19 protein-coding genes and 1 tRNA gene are annotated in these 17,567 nt (G+C 68.5%); 10 read left to right on the top strand and 10 right to left on the bottom strand.

All coding sequences use genetic code 11. From position 1 onward, the window contains the following. Positions 1 to 25: 25 nt before the first annotated feature. Positions 26 to 466 (top strand): NUDIX hydrolase, encoded by a 441-nt coding sequence (locus EHF32_RS12520; protein ID WP_137418496.1) that lies wholly within the window; start codon positions 26 to 28, stop codon positions 464 to 466. Positions 467 to 509: 43 nt separating this feature from the next. Further along, complete coding sequence (locus EHF32_RS12515) at positions 510 to 1,679, top strand: PIG-L family deacetylase (RefSeq protein WP_161594107.1); 1,170 nt, start codon at positions 510 to 512, stop codon at positions 1,677 to 1,679. Between the two features lie 15 nt (positions 1,680 to 1,694). Here the strand turns inward: EHF32_RS12515 and EHF32_RS12510 are convergent, their stop codons facing one another. Then, positions 1,695 to 2,168 carry an aminoacyl-tRNA deacylase gene (locus EHF32_RS12510; RefSeq protein ID WP_238343703.1) on the bottom strand — a complete coding sequence of 158 codons (474 nt, stop codon included), beginning with the start codon at positions 2,166 to 2,168 and terminating at the stop codon, positions 1,695 to 1,697. Continuing rightward, a complete protein-coding gene (locus EHF32_RS12505) occupies positions 2,165 to 2,746 on the bottom strand; it encodes a DNA helicase (protein WP_137418494.1) in 582 nt (193 codons plus the stop codon). The genes EHF32_RS12510 and EHF32_RS12505 overlap by 4 nt, the downstream gene beginning before the upstream one ends. A gap of 99 nt (positions 2,747 to 2,845) precedes the next feature. Between EHF32_RS12505 and EHF32_RS12500 the strand changes: the two genes are divergently transcribed. Continuing rightward, a complete protein-coding gene (locus EHF32_RS12500; RefSeq protein WP_137418493.1) occupies positions 2,846 to 3,403 on the top strand; it encodes a peptidylprolyl isomerase in 558 nt (185 codons plus the stop codon). A gap of 13 nt (positions 3,404 to 3,416) precedes the next feature. Then, the gene (locus EHF32_RS12495) at positions 3,417 to 4,289 is read left to right on the top strand and encodes a rhomboid family intramembrane serine protease (RefSeq protein ID WP_137418492.1); all 873 of its coding nucleotides are present in this window, start codon (positions 3,417 to 3,419) and stop codon (positions 4,287 to 4,289) included. A gap of 74 nt (positions 4,290 to 4,363) precedes the next feature. On the opposite strand, the gene EHF32_RS12490 is transcribed toward EHF32_RS12495, so the two are convergent. After that, on the bottom strand, positions 4,364 to 4,600 hold the full coding sequence (locus EHF32_RS12490) for a cell division protein CrgA (protein WP_137418491.1): 237 nt from the start codon (positions 4,598 to 4,600) through the stop codon (positions 4,364 to 4,366). A gap of 55 nt (positions 4,601 to 4,655) precedes the next feature. Here EHF32_RS12490 and EHF32_RS12485 point away from each other — a divergent pair, with 55 nt between their 5' ends. The 3 genes from EHF32_RS12485 to EHF32_RS12480 are packed head-to-tail and all read left to right on the top strand — an operon-like array spanning position 4,656 to position 6,255. Next, a complete protein-coding gene (locus tag EHF32_RS12485; RefSeq protein WP_137418490.1) occupies positions 4,656 to 5,444 on the top strand; it encodes a class E sortase in 789 nt (262 codons plus the stop codon). Next, entirely contained in the window at positions 5,444 to 5,599 is a 156-nt protein-coding gene (locus EHF32_RS15930) for a hypothetical protein (protein WP_192900642.1), read from the top strand. The genes EHF32_RS12485 and EHF32_RS15930 overlap by 1 nt, the downstream gene beginning before the upstream one ends. Beyond that, positions 5,596 to 6,255 carry an anthranilate synthase component II gene (locus tag EHF32_RS12480; RefSeq protein ID WP_137418489.1) on the top strand — a complete coding sequence of 220 codons (660 nt, stop codon included), beginning with the start codon at positions 5,596 to 5,598 and terminating at the stop codon, positions 6,253 to 6,255. The genes EHF32_RS15930 and EHF32_RS12480 overlap by 4 nt, the downstream gene beginning before the upstream one ends. Here EHF32_RS12480 and pknB read toward each other — a convergent pair. The 7 genes from pknB to EHF32_RS12445 all read right to left on the bottom strand — a co-directional run bounded on the left by pknB (position 6,240) and on the right by EHF32_RS12445 (position 15,118). Continuing rightward, entirely contained in the window at positions 6,240 to 7,883 is a 1,644-nt protein-coding gene (gene pknB / locus EHF32_RS12475) for a Stk1 family PASTA domain-containing Ser/Thr kinase (RefSeq protein WP_443189875.1), read from the bottom strand. The two genes, EHF32_RS12480 and pknB, sit on opposite strands and share 16 nt — an antisense overlap. A 144-nt stretch (positions 7,884 to 8,027) precedes the next feature. Further along, positions 8,028 to 9,773: a serine/threonine-protein kinase gene (locus tag EHF32_RS12470; RefSeq protein WP_137418487.1), complete on the bottom strand. Its 1,746-nt coding sequence runs from the start codon at positions 9,771 to 9,773 to the stop codon at positions 8,028 to 8,030. After that, positions 9,770 to 11,230: a peptidoglycan D,D-transpeptidase FtsI family protein gene (locus EHF32_RS12465; protein WP_137418486.1), complete on the bottom strand. Its 1,461-nt coding sequence runs from the start codon at positions 11,228 to 11,230 to the stop codon at positions 9,770 to 9,772. Before EHF32_RS12465 ends, EHF32_RS12470 begins: the two co-directional genes overlap by 4 nt. After that, positions 11,227 to 12,609 carry an FtsW/RodA/SpoVE family cell cycle protein gene (locus tag EHF32_RS12460; protein ID WP_137418485.1) on the bottom strand — a complete coding sequence of 461 codons (1,383 nt, stop codon included), beginning with the start codon at positions 12,607 to 12,609 and terminating at the stop codon, positions 11,227 to 11,229. Before EHF32_RS12460 ends, EHF32_RS12465 begins: the two co-directional genes overlap by 4 nt. Further along, positions 12,609 to 13,841, bottom strand: a complete 1,233-nt coding sequence (locus EHF32_RS12455; RefSeq protein ID WP_137418484.1) for a PP2C family protein-serine/threonine phosphatase — start codon at positions 13,839 to 13,841, stop codon at positions 12,609 to 12,611. The genes EHF32_RS12460 and EHF32_RS12455 overlap by 1 nt, the downstream gene beginning before the upstream one ends. A gap of 9 nt (positions 13,842 to 13,850) precedes the next feature. Then, a complete protein-coding gene (locus EHF32_RS12450; protein ID WP_137418483.1) occupies positions 13,851 to 14,372 on the bottom strand; it encodes an FHA domain-containing protein FhaB/FipA in 522 nt (173 codons plus the stop codon). After that, the gene (locus EHF32_RS12445; protein ID WP_137418482.1) at positions 14,372 to 15,118 is read right to left on the bottom strand and encodes an FhaA domain-containing protein; all 747 of its coding nucleotides are present in this window, start codon (positions 15,116 to 15,118) and stop codon (positions 14,372 to 14,374) included. The genes EHF32_RS12450 and EHF32_RS12445 overlap by 1 nt, the downstream gene beginning before the upstream one ends. A 161-nt stretch (positions 15,119 to 15,279) precedes the next feature. On the opposite strand from EHF32_RS12445, the gene EHF32_RS12440 reads away from it, so the two are divergent. The 3 genes from EHF32_RS12440 to EHF32_RS12430 all read left to right on the top strand — a co-directional run bounded on the left by EHF32_RS12440 (position 15,280) and on the right by EHF32_RS12430 (position 17,534). Further along, a tRNA-Leu gene (locus EHF32_RS12440) sits at positions 15,280 to 15,363 on the top strand. A gap of 243 nt (positions 15,364 to 15,606) precedes the next feature. Beyond that, a complete protein-coding gene (locus EHF32_RS12435; RefSeq protein WP_137418481.1) occupies positions 15,607 to 16,536 on the top strand; it encodes a ribokinase in 930 nt (309 codons plus the stop codon). Next, positions 16,533 to 17,534, top strand: coding sequence for an ABC transporter permease (locus EHF32_RS12430; protein ID WP_137418480.1), 1,002 nt, complete (start codon positions 16,533 to 16,535; stop codon positions 17,532 to 17,534). The genes EHF32_RS12435 and EHF32_RS12430 overlap by 4 nt, the downstream gene beginning before the upstream one ends. Positions 17,535 to 17,567 lie beyond the last annotated feature (33 nt).

Genomic DNA, 17,567 nt, shown 5'->3' with positions numbered 1-17,567 from the left:
ATCCACACCCCGGTAAAGTCACGTCATGGATATGCGTGTCGCCGCCTACGCGATCATCACCGACGAGACCGGGCGCATCCTGCTCGCCCATTGGAACGAGGGTCGTCGGAGTGCCTGGACACTGCCAGGCGGGGGCCTCGAGGAAGGGGAGGATCCCGAGCGCGCCGTGCGACGCGAAGTCCGGGAGGAGACCGGTTACCGCGTGGCCGTCGACGAGCTGCTCGGGATCGACTCTCGGGTGATCCCCGCGGCGAAAAGACTCTCGGAGACCGCGTCCGCGCTGCACACGCTGCGCATCGTGTACCGCGCTCACATCACGGGCGGACGCCTGCGCAACGAGGTGGGCGGGTCCACCGATCGCGCCGAGTGGTTCACGCCGGAGGAGGCCGCCGCTCTGCGCCGCGTCCGGCTCGTCGACATCGGACGTCGGATGGCCGGATGGGACGCGACGTCGACACAGTCGTGACCTTCGGCACGTATGATCGCCGGACGTGCAGTGAGGATGATCAGTGGTGCGATGGCGTGTTCTGTCCGCGGCGGCCGTGCTGGTCGCAGCTCTCGGAATCGGCGGATGCGCGGCGAGTGAGTCGCAGCCCTCCGCCCCGAACAGTGAGACCGCGGCCCCGGCTGCTCCGCCCAACACCCTCTCCGCGCAGGATGTCCAGACCGTCGTCGATCGCTGTGCCGCAGCGCTGGCGACCGACACCACATCTCTCAGCGCCGAGCTCTCGGCGGCGAGTCAGCCGGCAGCCGAGGCCGCGCTCTTCTTCGCGACGTCGAACCAGTGCGCAGACATCCCCATGGCTCTGCAGCGGACGGATGTCTCCTCCTTCGCCTCACCGCTGAGCTTCATCGAGCAGCCCTGCGAGGGTCGCACAGTGGTCTCCTTCTGGGCTCACTACGACGATGACCTGATCTTCGGCAACCCGGTGATCGATGATGAACTGGGCGGCGGCGCCTGCGTTCGTACCTTCTTCTTCACGTACTCGGATGCGGGAGAAGGCGAATCCACCTACGCGAGCGAACGCGAGAACGGTATCCGTGCGGCGTACGACGCCATGCTCGGGCGGAACGGAGCATGGGTCGACCGTTCGGTGACGCTGCTCAGCGGCATGACGGTCACGATGACCAAACCGAGCGACGACGACCGCGTCTCCCTCCTCTTCCTGCGTCTGCCGGATGGCGGGCTCAGCGGTACGACGTTCATCTACACCGGACAGCAGACGCTCGAGAAGCTCCTGAGCGGCGCGCTCCCGTCACTGCGCACGATCGACGCGGGTCGATCCGTGTCGGTCGCGACACTGGAGAAGTCGATCGTCGAGATCCTCGCCGGATACGGGCCGGATCGTGTGCTCACACACCTGCCCAAGGAGGCGCCGGACTCGGCCGGCGACCATCCCGATCACTCATCGGTCGGCACGCTCGTCGCACGCGCGGTGGATGCGGGTGCCGCAGGCAGCGCGCAGGTCGAGTACGCCGTCGGCTATCCGTCGGCCGAGCGACCCGCGAACATCGCCGCGACGGACCTGGAGCGCAAGGCGTCGCTGTTCGCGGTGTATGCCGCACACGATCCCGTGATCGGCTGCTCGTCGGCCCAGACCTGCCTCGCGCGGGCGCACTTCGGCGACTGGCTGCAGCGGGAGTACCTGGTCCCGAAGGGAGACCCCGCGCTCGGCTGAATCGGGCGCGATCGCTCAGAGGGGCTGGGAGATGTCCGCCACGGTCGCGTCGAGCGCCTGCACCAGGGCGTCGGCATCCACGAAAAGACTGAACCCGTGGGCACCGGCGCCGAGCGCGATGCGGCGTCCGCGGATCGACTCGTCGGCGAAGACCGGCCAGGCGGTCGTGCTGCCGAGGGGAACGATCGTGCCGCGCTCGTAGCCGGTCGCAGCGAGAGCGACATCAGCGTCCGGCAACTTCAGCTTGTTGACACCCACGAGTTGACGAAGTTTGGGCCAGGCGATGGCCCGATCGCCCGGGATCAGGGCGAAGAGGAACGTGTCGTCACTGCGTTTGACGACCAGCGTCTTGACGATGTCGACCGGCGAGATCCCCAGGAGCGCGGCCGCCTCGGGGAGGCTCCGTGCTTCGGGGCGCTCGCGCACCTCCACAGAAAGACCGAGGGCGGATGCGGCTTCCCGCACCCGCCTCGTCGGATCCTCGTTCACGCGTCAGGCGCGCTCAGCGGGTCGTCCGCGACCCACAGCTCGTCGTCGGCCCGCAGCGTCTGCCAGGCGGCGTAGAGCACGCCCGCTGCCGCGGCGACACCGAAGATGAGCGCGATGACGCCGCCGGCGCCCAGGCCCCGCTTCTTCGGCGACTCGACGGCCAGTCGCTTGGCCAGCTTCTTCGAAGCCTTGGCGCCGTACTTGGCCGCCTTCTTCTTGTACGTGGCGGGGTCGAGGTCGATGCCGCGTCCGGCGGCGATGCGCGCACGGGTGTCGCCCGCCGCATCCCATACCGAAAGGGCGCCGCCCACGAGCGCACCGGCGGCCGGAACGACCTTGTCGCTCAGCACGTGCTTCGAGATGTTGACGCCGCGGTCCACGTACGGGGCCGCATAGCGGTCGTACCCTTCGCGCACCGCGGGCACCACGTGCTCGCGGTTGTAGTTGCCGAGCTGGCGGCCGGCTTCGCGGGCGATGTCCGCCGCTTCGCCGACGAGCACCTGCTGCGATTCCCACACCTTGTTGGCGTGGCCTTGGAGCTTCCGGAGCTCCTTCTTACGCTTGCGGCTGAGGCTCATGCGAGATCCCCCTAATCCGTGGGTAGTCGTGAGCCCATCTTGCCAGAGGGATCGGCTGCGTACGGCAGGGCTTGCAGCGAACTCTGAGACAATGACAACATGCCTCAGCACACCGCCGTCGCCACCATTCACACCAACCACGGCGACATCGTCGTCAACCTGTTCGGGGACCACGCGCCCCGCACGGTTCAGAACTTCGTCGGCCTCGCCGACGGCACCGGAGAGTGGACCGACCCGTCCACGGGTCAGCCCGGTTCCGGCCCCCTCTACAACGGGGTCATCTTCCACCGCATCATCCCCGGTTTCATGATCCAGGGCGGCGACCCGCTCGGTCAGGGCGTGGGCGGTCCCGGCTACACGTTCAACGACGAGATCAACCCGGAGCTCACCTTCCAGAAGCCGTACCTGCTGGCGATGGCCAACGCGGGTCAGCGTCGCAACGCCATCACCGGCGCCGTCGAGGGCACGAACGGATCGCAGTTCTTCATCACGACCGACCCCACCCCGTGGCTGCAGGGCAAGCACTCGATCTTCGGCGAGGTCGCGGACGACGCGTCGCGCCAGGTCGTCGATGCCATCGCTCAGGTCCCCACCGGCGCCGGTGACCGGCCGGTCGAGCCGGTCGTGATCGAGTCGATCGACATCGCGCAGGTCTGACCACCCGCATCCCGTGACGAGCGAGAGCTTCGCGAGCAACCGCGAGAACTTCTGCTACCGGCATCCCGACCGCCAGAGCTTCGTGCTCTGTCAGCGGTGCCTGCGAACCATCTGTCCTGAGTGTCAGACGCAGGCACCGGTCGGGGTGATCTGTCCGGAGTGCATGGCGGAGCAGCGACGCGCGGCCACGCCCGCGCAGAAGAAGGCGCAGCGACGGTGGGGCCGGTCGGCGCCCGTTGCGCTCGTTGCGGGCAGCGGTCGACCGGTCGTGACGTACACGATCATCGCCCTGTGCGCCGCGGTGTTCGTGCTCTCGCTCGGACTCCCCCTCACCCAGTGGCTCGGCTTCCGCGGGGGCTATCTCTATCCGCAGTTCACCGGCGAGTTCCAGCCGTGGCGACTGCTCACGGCGAGCCTCGTGCACTCGGGCTTCTGGCACGTCGGTCTGAACATGCTCACGCTGTGGATGATCGGACGCATCCTGGAGCCCGTGCTCGGCAGCGCCCGATTCCTCACGCTGTATCTGATCAGTGCGCTCGGCGGGTCCGTCCTCGTCGACCTCATCGCTCGCGACTCGTTCGTGGTGGGCGCCTCAGGGGCGATCTTCGGGCTCTTCGGTGCGCTCATGGTCATCGCGCGCCGGTTGGGCAACGACATCACCGGCATCATCATCGTGCTGGCGATCAACCTCGTGATCGGCTTCGTCCCCGGCTTCAACATCTCGTGGCAGGCGCACGTCGGCGGCCTGGTCGCCGGAGCGGTCGTCGGGCTCATCTACGTCACGACGCGAGAGCGTCGGCGTCGCGCGCTTCAGATCGCGCTGCTGAGCGGATGGAGCGTCGTTCTCATCGGACTGCTTGCCCTCGCCCCCGCGATCTGGGTGTGACCGGGAGAGTTATCCACAGGTTCATCCACACGTGGGGATGAATCACACGGATGTAATTCGGTGGCGCTGAGCCGTCAGCGCCACCGAGTGGTCATGAGGAAGCCCACGAAGGCGATCCCGAAGCCGATCACGAGGTTCCATGCCTCGATGCCCGGGATGGGGAACTGCATCCCGCTGAGGTAGAACACGAGAACCCACACGAGTCCCACGAGCATGAGACCGATCATGATGGGCTTGAACCACACGGGGTTGGGAGCCGGCTCACCGGCGCCAGCGGGGGTGAGGTCCTCGTCGTTGTCGGAGCGTGCCATGTGCACATTCTAGGGGTCAGGCTTCTGCGTCACCTGCGACAGTTAGACTCCCCTTGTGACCGACACCCCGCCCGCCGCCACGCGGCGTTCGCGCCGGAGCGCCACGCCGCCGCGCCGTCGGATCAGTGTGCTCGGGGTGATCGGAGAGATCTTCATCACCGTCGGCGTGCTGGCCTTCCTCTACGTCGGCTGGCAGCTGTGGGTCGGTGACTGGATTCAGGGGCAGCAGAACAACGCTGCCGGACAGGCGATCGCCGAGCAGTGGGCGCAGAACTACACGCCGTCGACGCCCTCTCCGTCGACCAGCGCGTCGAGCACGCCCGAGGTGAGCACCGCCGAGCCGATCGTCCTCCCGGATGCTGCCAGCGGTGAAGTCTTCGGCATCATGCACATCCCGCGCTTCGGACCGGACTACGCCGTGCAGATCGCGGGCGGCGTCGGCCGATCGGAGAGCCTGGATCTCGGCGCGATCGGTCATTACTCCAGCACGCAGATGCCGGGCGCCGTCGGCAACTTCGCCGTCGCCGCCCACCGCGGCAGCCACGGTGCACCCTTCATGAATCTGCCGGATCTGCACGTGGGCGATGCGATCGTCATCCAGACGCAGGACGGCTGGTACACCTACCGCTACCGCAGCATGGAGTACGTGACCCCCGATTCCGTCGACGTGCTGCTGCCCGTGCCGCGGGAACAGGGCGTGGAGGCCAACGGACGCTATCTGACGATGACGACCTGCAGTCCGCGCTACGGGTTCTCGGAGCGTCTCGTGGCGTACGCCGTCTTCGAGTCCTTCACGCCCGGAGCCGAAGGCGCGCCGGCATCCCTGAGCGAGGCGGTGACCTGATGTACGCAGCGTTCTGGCGCATCCTTCCCGGCCCCTGGTGGGTCCGACTGCTCATCGTCCTGGTCGTCGCGGCGGCCGTTCTCTACGGGCTCTTCTGGTACGTCTTCCCGTGGATCTCGTCGATGGTCGACCCGCAGGAGTCGACCGTCCAGTGACGGCAGCACGCGTGCTGGTCGTGGACAACCACGACAGTTTCGTCCACACGCTGGTGGGCTACCTGCGCGAGCTCGGGGCCGACACGGTCATGCGCGAGGCCGACGAGATCGACGCGGATGCGGCGACCACCGCCCTCGTGGGCTTCGACGGAGTCCTGGTCTCACCCGGGCCCGGGACGCCCGAGCGCGCCGGATCCTCGCTCGCCGTCGTGGCGGCCGCGGCCGAGACACGGACGCCGCTGCTGGGCGTCTGTCTCGGCCATCAGGCGCTGGCGATGGCGTTCGGCGCGCGCGTCGTGCAGGCTCCCGAGCTCATGCACGGGATGACGTCGCCGATCGTCCACGACGGGAGCGGCATCCTCCAGGGGCTGCCCTCTCCCTTCTCCGCGGCCCGCTATCACTCCCTCGCGGTCGCAGCGGAGACGATTCCGGATGTGCTTCGTGTCACCGCTCGCACCCCGGAGGGCACGGTGATGGCGCTCGAACACCGCCATCTGCCGCTGAGCGGGGTGCAGTTCCACCCGGAGAGCGTGCTGACCGAGTACGGCTATCGGATGCTCGCCACCTGGCTGGCCGGGATCGGCGCCGAGGATGCGCCGTCTCGTGCGCTGACACTCACCCCCCACCGCGGGACGAGCACTCAGCCGGCGCAGTAGGTGAGCGTGATCTCCGAGCGGATGGGCACTTCACCGGGCGCGAGCGACATGACGCGGACGGTCGGGGTCGTGCCGGTCGCCCTGCAGCCGGGATCGGCGCTCGGAACGACGCTCAGTCCCAGCGCCTCGAGGTCGCGTGTCGCGGCCTCGATCGTGTAACCGGTGACGTCGTTCAGAACCACGCGACCGCTCGCGACGCGCAGGTTGACGGTCGTTCCGACCGGGATCTCGACTCCCGCCGTCACATCGCCGGATGCGGTGCTCGCGCTGAGCACTTCGCCGGCGGGTGCCTTCGCGTCGTTCACCGGGGTGATCGTCCCGACGGCGAGACCCGCTGCGGTGAGCGCTTGGCGGGCGTCGGTCTCGTTGAGGCCGACGATCGTCGGAGCGGCGACGCTCTCCTTCCCGGTCGAGACGTAGAGCTTGATGGTCTGCCCGACCTGAACCGAGTCGCCCGCTGCGGGTTCGCTGCGCACGACGCTGCCTTCGGTGATCCGATCGTCGGCCACGGGTACTCGATCCGACAGGAGGTCCTGCTCCTCTAGCACGTCGACGGCCTGGTCGTAGGTCATCGTCGTGAGGTCCGGCACGATGCGCGCGCTGTCGGGCACGGCATCGCCGGGACGGATGGTCACGACCCAGAACAGCACGGACACGAGCAGAACGGCGAGCACCGCGACACCGGACCAGATCCAGGCGACGGGAGGCCCAGCCTGCGTCCGGCGCATCGTCGTGTCTGTCGACAGCTGCCTGAGCGACCGGGCGGTCTCGGCGGCCTGACGGGGGTTCGCGCCGTACAGCTCGCTCGTGAGCGCTCCGAGCTGGCGCTTGCTGGGGGCCTTGCCACCCACGGCCTCCGAGAGCGCGGCACGGAAGGAGGCCGCATCCTGGAATCGCTGGAACGGATCCTTCGCGAGGGCGCGCATCACGAGAGCGTCGAGGCCGCGAGGGATGCTCTCGGTGTGCTCGCTGGGGGGGACCGGCGTCTCGCTGACGTGCTGGTACGCGACGGCGACCGGGGTCTCGCCGCGGAAGGGAGGCCGACCGGTCAGCAGCTCGTACAGGACGACACCGGTCGAATAGAGGTCCGCGCGTGCATCCACCGGTTCGCCCTTGGCCTGCTCAGGCGAGAAGTAGGCGGCGGTACCGATGATGGCGGTCGTCTCGGCGACCGTCGAGGAGGAGTCGGACACCGCGCGCGCGATGCCGAAGTCCATGACCTTGACCTGGCCCGCGGCTGTCACCATGACGTTGCCGGGCTTGATGTCGCGGTGTACGACGCCCGCGCGATGCGAGTACTCGAGGGCCTCGAGGATGCCGTCGACGTAGCGCACCGCATCGGTCACAGGCACGTCGCCGCCGGCGATGATGTCCTTCAGGAGCTCGCCGTTGACGAGCTCCATGACGATGAACGGAACGGGGTGCACGACGCCGTCGGGGGTCGTCTCGGTGTCCTCGCCGGCATCGAAGACCCGCACGATGGTCGGGTGCGACATCCGCGAGGCGGCCTGCGCCTCCAGCCGGAAACGCGTGCGGAAAGCCGCGTCGTCGGCGAGCTCGCGGCGGAGGATCTTGAGCGCGACCTCGCGGTCGAGGGTCAGGTCGTAGCCTCGGTACACACTCGCCATGCCCCCGCGACCGATGAGCTCATCGACACGATAGCGACCGGCGAGTACGCGTGGATCATCTGACACGGCGACTCCCTGGGTGCAACAGATCAAAGCCTAACCGACCCGCCCTGGCAGTATCCGGGGCGAGTCGGCGGCTCGTGCTCAGTTCCCGCCCAGGAGGGGATTGGTGGTGGCCGACGGCGACGGCGACGAGGACTGCACGTTGGCCTGAGCCTGCGGCGACGTCTCGGAGTTGCGCGTCGTGCCGTCGCCCGAGCCGGAGCAGGTCACGGTGTAGCTGACGATGAGTGCCTGCCCGGTGTTCGTCCCGACCTCGAGAGGGATCGGACGCTGGTTGGGTCCAGCGGCGGCTGTGGACTGGCCGGTCGAGGTGAAGATGCCGTTGACCGCCGTGAAGTTGTAGCTGACCACCGATCCCGTGCCCGACGGACAGGTGAAGCCGTCCCAGTTGATCTGCACGGTGGAGCCGGCGGTCACGGTCGCGGCCTTCTGGCCGTTGACCTCGATGCGGGGTTCGGTGGGGGCGCCGATCGGAGTCTGGTCGGCGTAGACCGTCAGGGTGAGCTGCGAACCCTCGGGCGCGTTGCCGGTCGGGCTCACGCTGTACACCAGACCGACCTGGTCGGGGCTCGGGGCGGGGTTGCCCGGCGTGCAGGAGGCCTGGAGTCCAGCCTGCTGGGCGATCCCCGTCGCCTCATCACACGTCTTGCCCACCAGATCCAGCGCCGCGACATCCACGGTCGTGGTGGTCGGAGTCGGAGTGGACGGCGGGGTCGACACCGTCGTCCGCGTGCTCGTCTCCGTCGGTCCGGCATCGGGGTTCTGGTTGCCGAAGATCGCCCAGAGGGTGCCGCCCAGCACGATCAGCAGCAGGACGATGAGGGCGACGAGCGGCCACGTCCAGGGACTGCGCTTGCGTCCCGCGGGCTCGGCCACGGGCGATGCGGCGGTCGTGGCGCTCAGCAGTTGCGTGGCTGCCTGCGTCTCGCCGACGCCCAGCAGCTGGGTCGCATCGTCCGCGCCCACGGCGCCGCCGATGGCGGGCACCGCGACGGTCGCCGCCGTCACGTCGCCGCGGCGCAGGGCGCTGGCGGCGCGCGCGACGGCAGCCGCGGACGCCGGCCGCTCCTCGGGCTTCTTGGCGATCATCGCCATGACGAGGTTCTGTACGGGAACCGCGACGGTGGGAGGCAGCGGCGGCGGCTGTTCGTTGATCTGCGCCATCGCGATCGCCACCTGCGACTCGCCCGTGAAGGGGCGCTTTCCCGCAAGGCACTCGTACGCGACGATGCCGAGCGAGTAGATGTCGGTCGCGGGGGATGCGGGGTGCCCTGACGCCTGCTCGGGCGAGAGGTACTGCACGGTGCCCATGACCTGACCGGTCGCCGTCAGCGGAACCTGGTCGGCGATGCGCGCGATCCCGAAATCAGTGATCTTGACACGACCGTCGGGCGTGATGAGCAGGTTGCCCGGCTTGATGTCGCGGTGCACGAGGCCTGCGGCGTGCGCGGCCTGGAGGGCGGATGCGGTCTGCGCCACGATGTCGAGCGTCTTGTCCGTCGACAGCGACCCCTCGCGCTCGAGGATCGTGGAGAGGGCCTCGCCGGGCACGAGCTCCATGACGAGGAAGGCAGAGCCGTTCTCCTCGCCGTAGTCGAAGACGCTGGCGATGCCCTCGTGATTCACGAGTGCGGCGTGGCGCGCCTCGGCGCGGAACCGCTCGAGGAACCCGGGGTCCCCCATGTACTCGTCCTTGAGGATCTTGATCGCCACCGTGCGCCCGATGACGTGGTCAGTGGCTTCCCAGACCTCGCCCATACCGCCGATGGCGATGCGCGAATCCAGCTCGTAACGCCCACCGAACGTCGCTCCCTGTGTCGGCCTCATCGTCCCAGCACCGCCTCCATGACCTTCTTTGCAATGGGCGCTGCGATGGAGTTACCGCTGCCCGACTGACCTTGCCCGCCGCCGTTCTCGACGACTACTGCGACCGCGACCTCGGGGTCTTCTGCGGGCGCGAACCCGGTGAACCAGAGCGTGTACGGGTTGGACCCGCCGTTCTCCGCCGTCCCCGTCTTACCGCCCACGTCGACTCCGTCTATTCTTGCATTCGACGCCACGCCGTCACTGACATTGGCGACCATCGCGCTCGCCAGCTGGTCGGCGAGATCCTCATTCAGCGCCCGCCCGAACTCGGTCGGCTCGAATTGCTGCTGAACCGACAGATCCGGTCCGATGACCTGGTCCACCATCTGCGGATTCATGACCATCCCGCCGTTCACGATGCCGGCCGAGACCATGGCCATCTGCAGCGGAGTCGCCCGGACATCGCCCTGACCGAAACCGGTGAGGGCCGTTCTGTCGTCGCTGAGTGCGGCGGTGGGGTAGACCGAAGGTGCGGAGTCCACGGGCGTCGCGAACGAGGTGTTGAAGCCGTACTTCTGCGCCTCGGTGCGGATGGCGTCGTCGCCGAGCTGCACGGCGAGCTCCGCCATGGGGATGTTGCAGCTGAGGCGCAGGGCGTCGGCGAGGGTCACCGTCTCGCCCGGGCCGCACGCGCCGCCGCCGGCGTTGCTGATCGAGGTCGAGGTGCCGGGAAGCGTGTAGCTGGCGACATTCGGCAGTGTCGACTGGAGGGTCCACTCGCCCGAGGCGAGAGCCGCGGAGGCGACTACGAGCTTGAACGTGGATCCCGGCGGGTTCATCTTGCCGGCGATGGCGCGGTTCGACATCGGCTGCAGCGCATTGTTGATGAGGTCGTTGTACGACGCCTGCACTGCGGCGAGGTCGTGCGAGGCGAGCAGGTTGGTGTCGTAGCCGGGCGTCGAGACCATGGCGAGGATGCGGCCGGTCTTCGGCTCGATCGCCACGACGGCGCCCTGCAGGTCGCCGAGCGCGTCGTACGCGACCTTCTGCACGTTCGCGTCGACCGAGAGCACCACGTTGGAGCCCTGCGGGGGCTGCCCGGTGAAGATCTGCTCGACGCGGGAGAAGAACTGGCCTCCGCCGGTTCCGGAGAGCTCGCGATTCATGGCCTGCTCGATGCCGGTCGCCGACCCCAGCGCCGCGTTGATGTATCCCGTCACCGGCGACCACATGTCGGCATCCGTGTAGCTGCGCTGCCAGCTGTAGACGTCGCCGCTCGGGCTGGAGGAGGCGATCGCCGCACCGCTGGCGATGATCGAGCCCCGCTGGATCTCGTACGAGTCGTAGAGCGCGCGGCGGTTCTCGCCGTTCTCGGCCAGCGTCGATGCCTGGAACACCTGGATGACGCTGGTCGAACCGAAAAGCACGAGGAACATGGCCAGCATCACGAAGCTGAGCCGGCGGACTTCGCGGGTCATCCGATCACCACCCTGGGCTGATTGCGCACCGCATCCGAGATGCGCAGGATGAGCGCGACGATGATCCAGTTGGCCACGAGGGAGGAACCGCCGGCGGCGAGGAACGGCGTCGTCAGGCCGGTGAGCGGGATGACGCGTGTCACACCGCCGACCATGATGAACACCTGCAGGGCGATCGTGAACGACAGGCCCGTCGCGAGGAGCTTGCCGAAGTCGTCCTGCCCGGCGACCCCGACGCGGAGTCCCCGGCTCGTGAAGACCATGTACAGACAGAGGATCGCGAAGACGCCGATGAGTCCGATCTCTTCGCCGAGGCTCGGGAAGATGTAGTCGCTCTGCGCCAGCGGCGTGATCGAGGGGCGGCCCTGTCCGAGGCCGGTGCCGAGCAGGCCGCCGTGCGCCAGACCGAAGATCCCCTGCACGAGCTGGTAGCTGCCGCCCGTGCGGTCGATGATGTCGGGGTTGAAGGCGTCGAGCCAGTTGGCGAAGCGCCATCCCACGTAGGTCAGCACCTGCGATGCGGCGACGGCGCCCGCGACGGCGAGCCCCACCCCCAGCAGCACCCAGCCGGTCTTGCCGGTGGCGACGTAGAGCATCGCGACGAACATGCCGAAGATCAGCAGGCCCGTGCCGAGGTCGCGCTGGAGCACGATGATGCCGAGCGAGATCAGCCAGACGACCAGGATGGGACCCAGGTCGCGGGCGCGCGGCCAGGTGATGCCGAGGAACTTCTTGCCGACGGACGTGAGGCTCTCGCGCGTGCGCACCAGATAGCCGGCGAAGAAGATCGCCAGTGCGAGCTTGGCCAGCTCACCCGGCTGGAACGAGAAGAATCCGAGTCTGACCCAGACGTCGGCGTTCTGGTTGGTGCCCAGGCCCGGAACGAAGGGCAGGAGCAGGAGCGCGACGCCGATGAAGCCGGACACGTAGGTGTAGCGGAACAGCACGCGGTAGTTCCGCAGCAGGAGCACGACGGCGATCGCCGCGGCGATCGCGATCGCCGCCCAGACGATCTGACGCGTGGAGGCGGCGGCCCACCCTTCGCTGTCGATCTCGATGTCGATGCGGTAGATCATCGCGAGGCCGAGTCCCGTCAACACGGTCGCGATCGGGACGACGAACGGATCGGCGTCGTGAGCGACGAAGCGCAGCACGATGTGCAGGGCGAGGGCGAGCACGCCGAGCCCGCCGGAGTAGTACAGGAAGCTCGGGTCGATCGCCCCCTTCGCCCCCAGCTGCACGAGTGCGACGGCTGCGCCGTTGATGGCCAGGGCGAACAGCAGCAGTCCGAGCTCGCGGTTGCGCTGCTTCTGCGGCATCCGGATGCGGCGCAGCGCGCGCATGACGGAGGTGTCGGTCGCGGGGGCTTCGGCGGTCATCACTGCCCCTCTGCCGGTCGGAGTCGGTCGACGATCAACTGGGCGTCCGCGAGGGAACGCGCCGAGATGGTGGATTCCACGCTCTGTCGGTCGAACGGGCTGAGATCCGCCAGGGCGATGTCGGTGTCCTCGTAGACGCTCGACAGCGAGATCGGTCCGATGCCCTGCTGCACGCCCTGGTAGATCACGACGGAGTCGTCGTCGGCGCCGACGTAGTAGCGCGTCTGCGTCCAGCTGTAGCCCGCGAACGCGGCACCGGCGAGGGCGGCGAGCACGAGCAGCAGCCCGACGAGCCAGCCGATGCGGCGTCGGCGCGCGCGGCGGCGGTCCTCCTCGATGAGCTCCTCGAGGAACTCCGGTGCCGGCTCGAAGTGGGTGGGTTCGTTCGCCGCCTGGCGTCCCGGATGCAGCCACGACGAGCGGCCCGGGCGGGCGGCGGGGACGACGACGCCGGTCGGGTTCGAGGCAGAGCCGACGATGGTGGGCGTTCCCGAGAAGACCGGATGGTGGCCCCCGATGTCGACGATGACGACCGTCACGTTGTCGGGAGCCCCCGCATCCAACGCCTGCTTCAGCAGGAGATCCGCGGTGCGGGCGGGCGCCTGTCCCGCGGCGAGGGCCTTCTGCGTGTGGGCGTCGTCGACCACGCCGGACAGGCCGTCCGAGCAGAGCAGCCACCGGTCGCCCGGACGCGTCGGCATGATGAACGTGTCGATCTCGGGGTCGGGATCCATGTCGCCGAGCACGCGCATGAGCACCGAGCGCCGAGGGTGGTAGCGCGCCTCTTCCGGCGTGATGCGACCGGAGTCGACGAGGCGCTGGACGAACGTGTGGTCCGTGGTGATCTGCGTCATCGCGCCGTCGCGGAACAGGTAGATGCGGGAGTCGCCGATGTGAGCGATGACGGCGTAGTCGTCGACCATCAGCAGCGCGCTGACCGTCGTGCCCATACCGGCGAGGGCGGGCCGCACGCGCACCGTGTCGATGATGTCGCCGGCGGTGTCGGTCACGGCCTGCTGCAGGGCGCGCTCGGCATCGACGGTCGAGGCGAAGGGGCGATCGAGCTGGGCGATGCGCGCGATGGCAAGGCTGGAGGCGACGTCACCGCCGGCGTGGCCGCCCATGCCGTCCGCCACCACGAACAGGTTGGAACCCGAGTACCCGGAGTCCTGATTGTTCGAGCGCACCTTTCCGGTGTGCGAGAGTGCGGCGCTCGAGCCCTGGAAGACCATCTCGACGGATCAGCCCTGGAGCTCGAAGGTCGTCGCGCCGACCTTGATCGGGGCGCCCACCAGGACCGGCACGGGGCTCGCGACGCGCTCGCCGTCGTGCCAGGTTCCGTTCGTGGAGTCGAGGTCCTGGATCATCCACTGGTCGCCCCAGAGCATGAGACGCGCGTGGTGGCTCGAGGTGTAGTCGTCGCGGATGACGAGCCCCGACTCGCTCGATCGGCCGATCGTCAGGGGCTCGGTGCCGAGCGGCAGCTCGAGGCCCGCCTTCGGTCCGCTCGTGATGACGATGCGGGACACCGCCTCCGTCGTCGCCTTCTGACCCTTCGAGGACTTTCGCGGAGAGGCCTTCGGAGCGACGGGCGCGGTGGTGGCCGCGGCGGGCGCGGCAGCCGCGGCGGCGGCCTGCTCGGGCATCTTGCGCACGCGCACGCCGAAGAGGTCGGCGCGTAGCGAGTACACGACCGCGAAGACGAAGAACCACAGCAGCAGCAGGAAGCCGATCTGCAGGAGCAGAAGCGGGAGCTCGTTCATCAGGCCTTCCCCCAGCGGTCGATGTCGTCGAGCGAGAAGGCACGCGTCGCGTCGTCGTCGACGGGCGCCGCACGGCCCCCCGTGGCCTGGGCGACGATGCGGAAGACGATGTCGGTGCGTCCGATGGAGACGGTCGCGTCCGGAGGCAGTGGGGCCTCGTCGATCTTCCGGCCGTTGAGCTTCGTGCCGTTCGTCGAGCCGAGGTCGCGCACCATCGCCCGCTCGCCGTCCCAGAGGATCTCGACGTGCTTGCGGCTCGTGCCCGAGTCGGAGATCGTGATGTCGGCATCGCTGCCGCGGCCGATGACGGTGCGGGATGCGCTGAGCGGATGCCGCTTGCCGGCGATGTCGAGCACGGCGCTCCAGGCGACCCGACCCGCGGCGGTCGAGGATTCGACGCGCACCTGACCGGTCGACAGGGTCGCGCTGCTCGACAGCGAGATCGACAGGGGGCCGGCGAAGGTGTAGCCCTGGGCGCGGGCGTGCTTGGTGACGAGCGCGTCGAGCTCGTCGGTGAGCGAGGAGCCGAGTGCCCGCATCCGCTCGTAGTCCGCCGGCGCCAGCTGCACCGTGAGGGTGTTGGGCGCCAGGATGCGCTCGCGCGAGACGACGGCGGCCTTCGTGTCGAGCTCGCTGCGCAGGGCTGAGGCGATGTCGACCGGCTGGACACCGCTGCGGAAGGTCTTGGCGAACGCGCCGTTCACGGCGCGTTCGAGACCTCTCTCGAAGCTGTCAAGTAGTCCCACGCGACTCCTCAGGCGGCTGGACGGGTGGCACCATCGTAGTTGTACGGGCTGAACAGGCCGTGCAGGACTTCCGCAGGAGCGCTGCGCGGCCGACTTCTCGGGTCGTGATCGGGCGTGATACGATCGGCAGGTTGAGTTCGCACATCTCTGATGAGCGACTCGCGCGAGTGGCGGAATAGGCAGACGCGCTGGCTTCAGGTGCCAGTGCCCGAAAGGGCGTGGGGGTTCAACTCCCCCCTCGCGCACAGACAGAACCGGTCGGGATTCATCCCGGCCGGTTCTTGCGTTCACGGGCGCGTTCCGCCGCAGAGTCGCGCGCGGAAGCGCCGCCTCCGGGCCTGCGCAACGCTTCGCAGATCCTGCCGCGTGCCGCTCTGTCGCCCGCTGCGCCACGCGCAGGCTCGTCGAAACGCTGATTGACAAGCGACGCCGGACACTTTAGCTTTCTCCATGTACAGGGTTGTTCATAGACAAAGGAGTCGACAGCGATGAAGATCGCAGTCGTCGGCAGCTACGGCGCCGGCTTGACCATGCGGGTCCCGAAGGCTCCCGGACCGGGCGAGACACTGTCCGGCGGCGAGTACGACGAGGGGCCCGGCGGTAAGGGATCCAACCAGGCGATCGGTGCCGCGCGCCTGGGTGCGGATGTGGCGCTGCTCACGGCTGTGGGCCGAGACGCATTCGGTGACGCGGCCCGCCGGCTGTGGGCCGCGGAGGGCGTCGACGACGCTCACGTCGTGACCGGGACGCGTCCGACCATGGTCGGATTCATCCTCGTCGAGCCTTCGGGGGAGAACCGCATCACGATCGCCCCCGGCGCGCTGGACGAACTCGACGGGGTCGCGGTGCGCGGCTTCGCGGAAGAGATCGCCGCGGCCGACGTGCTCGTGGTCTCCATGGAGATTCCCGAGGCGGCGGTGCTCGAAGCGTTGCGCATCGGTCGCGAACAGGGCACGCGCACCCTGCTGAATCCGGCACCCGCCCGTGCGATCCCTGAAGACATCTGGTCGACGATCGACGTCATCACCCCGAACCAGACGGAGGCGCCCGTTCTTCTCGGGCTTGCGCCCGGTCATGGCCTCAGCGACGAAGAACTCGTCTCGCGGCTGCGAGAGCGCACGGGCGGCGCCGTGATCCTCACGCGCGGGGGGCAGGGCGCGCTGCTCGCCGATGAGCACGGACTTCAGGAGATCGCACCGGTCGACGCCGCGAAGATCATCGACACGACCGGCGCCGGCGATGCCTTCACCGCGGCTCTCGCTGTGGGTCTCGCCGAAGGCGCGTCGCTCGCGGATGCGGCGCGCTTCGCAGCGCACGCCGGAGCCCACGCCGTCACGATCGCGGGCGTCATCCCGGCACTGCCGACACGTGAGCGACTCCCCCAGCTGACCACCGTCCCGATTGGAAGCCCGTCATGACCGCCATCGCTGCACCGACGCAGTCCACCCGGTTCAATCCTCGCAAGCTCCTGCACGCTCGAGAGGCCGGCGTGTTCGCGGCGCTCGTGCTGCTGTTCATCCTCGGCGTCGTCCTGCAGCCGAACTTCGCCCAGAGCGGCAATTTGCTCTCGGTCGGCCAGCAGATCTCGCAGATCGGCATCATGGCGATCGGGGCCACGTTCGTCATCATCAACGGTGAGATCGACCTCTCCGTCGGTTCCATCTACGCGCTCTCCGCGATCACCACGGGAATGGCCATCACGGCGGGCATGCCCTGGCCTCTCGCCATTCTCATCGGCCTCGCCGTCGCCATCGTGGCCGGTCTGCTCAACGGACTCGCCGTCGTGCTGCTGGGCGTGCCCAGCTTCATCGTCACCCTCGGCAGCCTGAGCGTCTTCCGCGGGGTGACCCTGCTCATCTCGGACGGCGCGCCGATCTCGCTCTCGAGCGACCAGGCGGGCGTCGCGGAGTTCACGCTCATCGGTCAGGGCCGACTGTTCGGCGTCGTCCCGATGCAGCTGATCATCTTCGCCGTGATCGCCGCCGCGGGCATCGTCCTGCTCTCACGGTCGCGTCTCGGCTTCAACACCTACGCGGTCGGCGGAAATCAGGAGGCCGCGCGCCTCGTGGGCATCAACGTCAAGCGGGTCAAGCTGACGGCCTTCGTCCTGTCGGGACTCACCGCCGGCGTCTCCGGCGTGCTGGGGCTGTCCTTCCTGTCCTACGTGCAGGGCGTCACCGGTACCGGCCTCGAGCTGACCGTTATCTCGGCCGTCATCATCGGCGGTGCCGCGCTCTTCGGCGGCTCGGGCACCATGTGGGGCACCATCATCGGCGTCGTCTTCATCGGCCTGCTGCAGAACATCCTGAACATCAACGGGATCTCGTCGTTCTGGCAGACCGTCGTCACCGGTCTCGTCATCGTCGCCGCCGTCGCCGCCGACACCTGGCAGCGGCGCCGCAAGACGAAGGCCTGAGCCCGACCTCTCTTTCCCCATCCCCACCCGCGG

Origin of the sequence: Microbacterium sp. RG1 (genome assembly GCF_005347485.1) — a bacterium.
Lineage (GTDB): Bacteria > Actinomycetota > Actinomycetes > Actinomycetales > Microbacteriaceae > Microbacterium > Microbacterium binotii_A.
Note: the sequence above shows the minus strand (reverse complement) of the source record. Positions and strands in the feature narration are given on the sequence as shown.

Excerpts from the sequence above, each read along its gene's own strand:
- EHF32_RS12520 (WP_137418496.1), top strand. The coding sequence starts at position 26 with ATGGATATGCGTGTCGCCGCCTACGCGATCATCACCGACGAGACCGGG.
- EHF32_RS12450 (WP_137418483.1), bottom strand. The coding sequence starts at position 14,372 with ATGAACGAGCTCCCGCTTCTGCTCCTGCAGATCGGCTTCCTGCTGCTG.
- EHF32_RS12435 (WP_137418481.1), top strand. The coding sequence starts at position 15,607 with ATGAAGATCGCAGTCGTCGGCAGCTACGGCGCCGGCTTGACCATGCGG.
- EHF32_RS15930 (WP_192900642.1), top strand. The coding sequence starts at position 5,444 with ATGTACGCAGCGTTCTGGCGCATCCTTCCCGGCCCCTGGTGGGTCCGA.
- EHF32_RS12490 (WP_137418491.1), bottom strand. The coding sequence starts at position 4,600 with ATGGCACGCTCCGACAACGACGAGGACCTCACCCCCGCTGGCGCCGGT.
- EHF32_RS12465 (WP_137418486.1), bottom strand. The coding sequence starts at position 11,230 with ATGACCCGCGAAGTCCGCCGGCTCAGCTTCGTGATGCTGGCCATGTTC.
- EHF32_RS12460 (WP_137418485.1), bottom strand. The coding sequence starts at position 12,609 with ATGACCGCCGAAGCCCCCGCGACCGACACCTCCGTCATGCGCGCGCTG.
- EHF32_RS12500 (WP_137418493.1), top strand. The coding sequence starts at position 2,846 with ATGCCTCAGCACACCGCCGTCGCCACCATTCACACCAACCACGGCGAC.
- EHF32_RS12470 (WP_137418487.1), bottom strand. The coding sequence starts at position 9,773 with ATGAGGCCGACACAGGGAGCGACGTTCGGTGGGCGTTACGAGCTGGAT.
- EHF32_RS12430 (WP_137418480.1), top strand. The coding sequence starts at position 16,533 with ATGACCGCCATCGCTGCACCGACGCAGTCCACCCGGTTCAATCCTCGC.
- EHF32_RS12455 (WP_137418484.1), bottom strand. The coding sequence starts at position 13,841 with ATGGTCTTCCAGGGCTCGAGCGCCGCACTCTCGCACACCGGAAAGGTG.
- EHF32_RS12505 (WP_137418494.1), bottom strand. The coding sequence starts at position 2,746 with ATGAGCCTCAGCCGCAAGCGTAAGAAGGAGCTCCGGAAGCTCCAAGGC.
- pknB (WP_443189875.1), bottom strand. The coding sequence starts at position 7,883 with ATGGCGAGTGTGTACCGAGGCTACGACCTGACCCTCGACCGCGAGGTC.